1 protein-coding gene is annotated in these 589 nt (G+C 57.9%); it reads left to right on the plus strand.

Features of this window, described 5'->3' with window-relative positions:
• Window positions 1–589 (plus strand): ShlB/FhaC/HecB family hemolysin secretion/activation protein (locus K5Y32_RS24815; RefSeq protein WP_222186143.1); only part of this gene is annotated, 589 nt, incomplete at both ends.

Consider the following 589-nt stretch of genomic DNA (forward strand, 5'->3'; position numbering starts at 1 on the left):
TGCAGATTGAAATACAGCCGTCGCCTAAAGCTGGTTATTCGGTCGTCAATCTAACGGCCAAACCGGAATTCCCGCTCAGCGCATCGCTGGGGTTTGATAACAGCGGACAGAAAAGCACCGGCGTTGGCCAGCTCAACGCGTCGCTGGCGGGGAACAATCTGCTGGGACTGGCTGACCGCTGGTTTATCAGCGGCGGGCGCAGCAGCGCTTTCAGCGACTGGCGTGATGCGCAAAACCTGCAGGCAGCCGTCAGCGTGCCCTACGGATACGGCTTACTCGATTACACCTACAGCTGGAGCAACTATCACAGCAGCTTCGTTAACAACGGCTTTACCTGGTTGAGCAACGGCGACAACGTGTCGCACCGGCTTAACGGTTCGTGGGTGCTGTTCCGTAACGGCGATATCAAAACCGGCGTCCAGCTCGGCCTGAATCACTACTCCAGCCACAACTATCTCAACAATACCCTGTTGCAGAGCAGCAGCCGCAAAATCACCAGCGCGCAGCTGGGACTCAACCACACGCAGAAAATCCTCGGCGGCGTCGCTACGCTCAACCCGACGTTCAGCCGCGGCATGCCGTGGTTTGA

It is taken from the genome of Pantoea sp. DY-15 (assembly GCF_019795935.1).
GTDB classification, from domain to species: domain Bacteria; phylum Pseudomonadota; class Gammaproteobacteria; order Enterobacterales; family Enterobacteriaceae; genus Pantoea; species Pantoea leporis.